This window comes from Okeania sp. SIO2F4 (assembly GCF_010672385.1).
GTDB lineage: Bacteria > Cyanobacteriota > Cyanobacteriia > Cyanobacteriales > Microcoleaceae > Trichodesmium.
Window position 1 is genome coordinate 1 of the sequence record NZ_JAAHGT010001035.1, and the last position, 3,325, is coordinate 3,325.

Annotated in this window: 4 protein-coding genes; 2 read left to right on the forward strand and 2 right to left on the reverse strand. The window is 38.7% G+C overall.

The features are described from left to right. Positions 1-24 precede the first annotated feature (24 nt). Complete coding sequence (gcvH, locus tag F6K22_RS36700) at positions 25-426, reverse strand: glycine cleavage system protein GcvH (RefSeq protein ID WP_293109626.1); 402 nt, start codon at positions 424-426, stop codon at positions 25-27. Positions 427-532: 106 nt separating this feature from the next. Between gcvH and F6K22_RS36705 the strand changes: the two genes are divergently transcribed. Then, positions 533-1,354 (forward strand): alpha/beta hydrolase, encoded by an 822-nt coding sequence (locus tag F6K22_RS36705; RefSeq protein ID WP_293109628.1) that lies wholly within the window; start codon positions 533-535, stop codon positions 1,352-1,354. 225 nt (positions 1,355-1,579) lie between these two features. Here the strand turns inward: F6K22_RS36705 and mazG are convergent, their stop codons facing one another. Beyond that, a complete protein-coding gene (mazG, locus tag F6K22_RS36710; RefSeq protein ID WP_293109630.1) occupies positions 1,580-2,377 on the reverse strand; it encodes a nucleoside triphosphate pyrophosphohydrolase in 798 nt (265 codons plus the stop codon). Between the two features lie 351 nt (positions 2,378-2,728). Between mazG and F6K22_RS36715 the strand changes: the two genes are divergently transcribed. Beyond that, on the forward strand, positions 2,729-2,881 hold the full coding sequence (locus tag F6K22_RS36715) for a hypothetical protein (RefSeq protein ID WP_293109631.1): 153 nt from the start codon (positions 2,729-2,731) through the stop codon (positions 2,879-2,881). The last annotated feature ends 444 nt before the right edge of the window (positions 2,882-3,325 follow it).

The following is a 3,325-nucleotide window of genomic DNA, read 5'->3' on the forward strand; positions in this document are numbered from 1 at the left end:
CAGAATTAATCAGACATCATCCAGTTACTCTTCTCCCTCTACCATCTCACGATATTGGTCAGCAGAGAAAACATCATCTCCCTCTAATTCATCAGGATCTTTAACACGCACCTTGAGGAGCCAACCATCTATGTATGGGTCTTCTTCTGATAACCGCTCTGGACTTTCTAATATTTCTTCATTACGCTCTACTACCGTACCAGTAATAGGAGCTTTCAGGTCTTCAACTGCCTTCACAGACTCAATACTGCCAAAGGAGCCTTCTTTTTCTATTTGGTCTCCCTCCTCTGGAAGTTCCAGAAATACAATATCCCCCAACTGTTCAATAGCATAGGCACTAATACCAATAGTGGCAATCTCGCCATCCATTCTTACATACTCGTGGGTTTCGAGATATTTGAGGTCGTCTGGAAATTCTAGTGTCATTTAGTTCCTCACCAAAAATAGTACAAATTATGTCAGTCAAAGCAAGACTATACTTGCATTAAAAATTATTCCGTAAAGAATAATATAAGGTAAACACCCAGTTCTTATGGACAAGAAAAATATTATAGGAGTACTTTTAGGGAAATTTTCTGTTATCAGATTAATTAGGTCTGCCTTAACTATTTATCTCCTTGTAGGTTTCTGGGCTTTCTTTTTCTCAGATCGGTTAATTTTTTTACCTCGTCCATCTAAATACCAGGAAAACCAGGATTTTGTCAAGCTTGAGTCTGGGGATAAAGTCCAGATTACAGGAATTTATTTACCATTACCCAAGGCAAAATATACAATTCTCTACAGTCATGGCAATGCTGAAGACTTGGGGGCAATTTTACCCCGGTTACAAGATTTGCGAGATATTGGCTTTAATATATTTTCTTATGATTATCAGGGTTATGGTACAAGTCAGGGAAAACCTTCAGTCAAAGGTGCCTATCAAGATATTAATGCTGCTTATGAATATTTGACCCAAAAATTAGGGATACCTGCAAATCAAATTATTGTTTATGGACGTTCAGTGGGTGGGGGGCCTTCTGTAGATTTGGCATCCCGTCAACCTGTAGCTGGTTTGGTAATAGAAAGTTCATTTACGACCGCTTTTCGGGTAGTGACGCGTATCCCTATTTATCCCTTTGACAAATTTCCCAGTATTGACAAGATTAAAAATGTTAATTGCCCGGTGTTGGTAATGCACGGAAATGCTGACCGAGTAATTCCTTTTTCTCACGGACAGCAACTTTTTGCTATAGCTAATCAACCCAAGCTCTCTTTTTGGGTTGATGGTGCTGGTCATCGTAATTTATTAGAAGTGGCAGGTGAGGAATATGTAAAGGTTATGGGTGAGTTTGTTAAGTTGATAGAACGAAACTAAAGTGTAGAAACCGGGTTTTTATTTAAGTACTTTACCATAGTAACATTTGTTTCTAACAAACCAGTTTTCTGGCAGAAGTCAATTAGTCAAGGGAATCCAATATTTTTGGAAAAAGCAGAATTTAAGGTAATCTTTGTTCCCTACTTTTACCCTAAATGACTAGATCCACAAGACTAGCTGAAAACTTTCTCTAATTATCAATTATCCATTATCAATTATCCATTATCAATTATCCATTGCTAATTTTGCTTTTGCCTTTTGCCACATTTCTTCAAACTCCGCCAAACTATATTCCGAAATAGGGCGATCGCACATTGCCTCTAGCAAAGCAAATCGTTTCAAAAACCGATGATTCGTTCCTTGTAATGCTTGCTCTGGGTTTAAATCATACCACCGTCCCAACTGCACCAAAACAAACAAAATATCTCCCATTTCTGCTTGTTGATGTTCCTTATCTTCTGACTTTAAAGCTTCTTCAAACTCCCCTACTTCTTCGTGAAACTTCTCCCAAACCCCATCAACATTTTCCCATTCAAAACCAACAGCAGCAGCTTTTTTAGAAATCTTCATTGCCGCTAGAAGTGGAGGTAACTGCCGAGCATATCTGCCTAATCTTTTACTAAGTAAATCATTAGTTTCCCCGATTTCTGCTGCCTTAATTATTTCCCAATTTTGTTTAACTTCTTCAGTGCTATTTACTTTCACATCTCCAAATACATGGGGATGTCTTCTAATCATTTTTTTGCTAATATTTTCAGCAACTTCAGCTAAAGTAAAATCATTTGCTTCACTAGCTATTTGTGCTTGCAAAACTACCTGTAATAATAAATCTCCTAACTCATCAATTATTGCTTCTTTATCCCCACCTTTTATGGCATCTACAACTTCATAAGCTTCTTCAACAATATAAGGAGTTAAAGTTTCTGGAGTTTGAGCTAAATCCCACGGACAACCCCCCTCTGGAGAACGTAATTTAGCTACTATTTCTATTAGTTCTTGTAATGCAGATAATGTCGAATTCATGTTAAATAACGAAGTTTTTTAATATTAATATAGTATGATATTCAAATCAACTCTGGAGTTGGCATCTAAGGTAGTTATAAAGACATATCTGACTACTCCCTGGACTAAAGTCAGGAGAATTAATTGTCAGGGTTTGGTCACTAAACCCCTACCAATTTTTTCGTAGAAGATGAGAGCCAGGCAGTTTTAATCCCTGGATAAAACATGAGCCACGGGATTTATTCCGTAGTATTATACACAGGTGTGTAAGATTGTGTTATCATCATACCATGAGTAAATTAACCTTGACACTAAAACTACCTTCTGATCGGCTTAATGCTTATAAGGCTGCTGAAGAGCTAGCTATTGACCTTGCTCAATACTCAAGTAGCTAACACCTTGCTGAGAGTAGATAAATCAGAAGGTCGCAAGTATACGAGTAAGGATTTTCATCATGTTGAAATAGGTTCAATGTGCATTAATCAAACTATTCTTCAACAATTAATAATTACCTCTTCTTATTAAAGGAAGATTGGCTAGAAGGTTTTTTTCTTCTGTTGGTCGATTTTATCAAAATAATTGGGTCTAAAACCTCGCCTTTTAAGGCGAAATATTTTTGGAGCGTTGCTCTAATCCCCGTTACAAAAATAACTTCTGACTTCTGACTTCTAACTTCTGACTTCGTTAAATGGTGTTCTCTTCGAGACCCCAGGGAAGGGAAACTCACTCTTGCAGAGCCGCTCCACAATTCAAGTCAGCGATAGCTGAAACGCAATCCCACCCTACTGTCCGCTCCGCAATTCAACTCGGCGAAACCCCGAAGTGCGAAGTTGTGCGCCAGCTAAACGACCGCTCTCTTGGTCGAGGGATGGGGAGGAAACCCGAAGAGTGCAGAGCCGCTCCGAAGTTCCCCATCCCATCCTAGGTCATGCTGCCTCTTGCCTCCTTTCCTTCGGAATGCTACGCAAA

Coding starts and splice junctions, on each gene's coding strand:
- gcvH (WP_293109626.1), bottom strand. CDS start 426: ATGACACTAGAATTTCCAGACGACCTCAAATATCTCGAAACCCACGAG.
- F6K22_RS36705 (WP_293109628.1), top strand. CDS start 533: ATGGACAAGAAAAATATTATAGGAGTACTTTTAGGGAAATTTTCTGTT.
- mazG (WP_293109630.1), bottom strand. CDS start 2,377: ATGAATTCGACATTATCTGCATTACAAGAACTAATAGAAATAGTAGCT.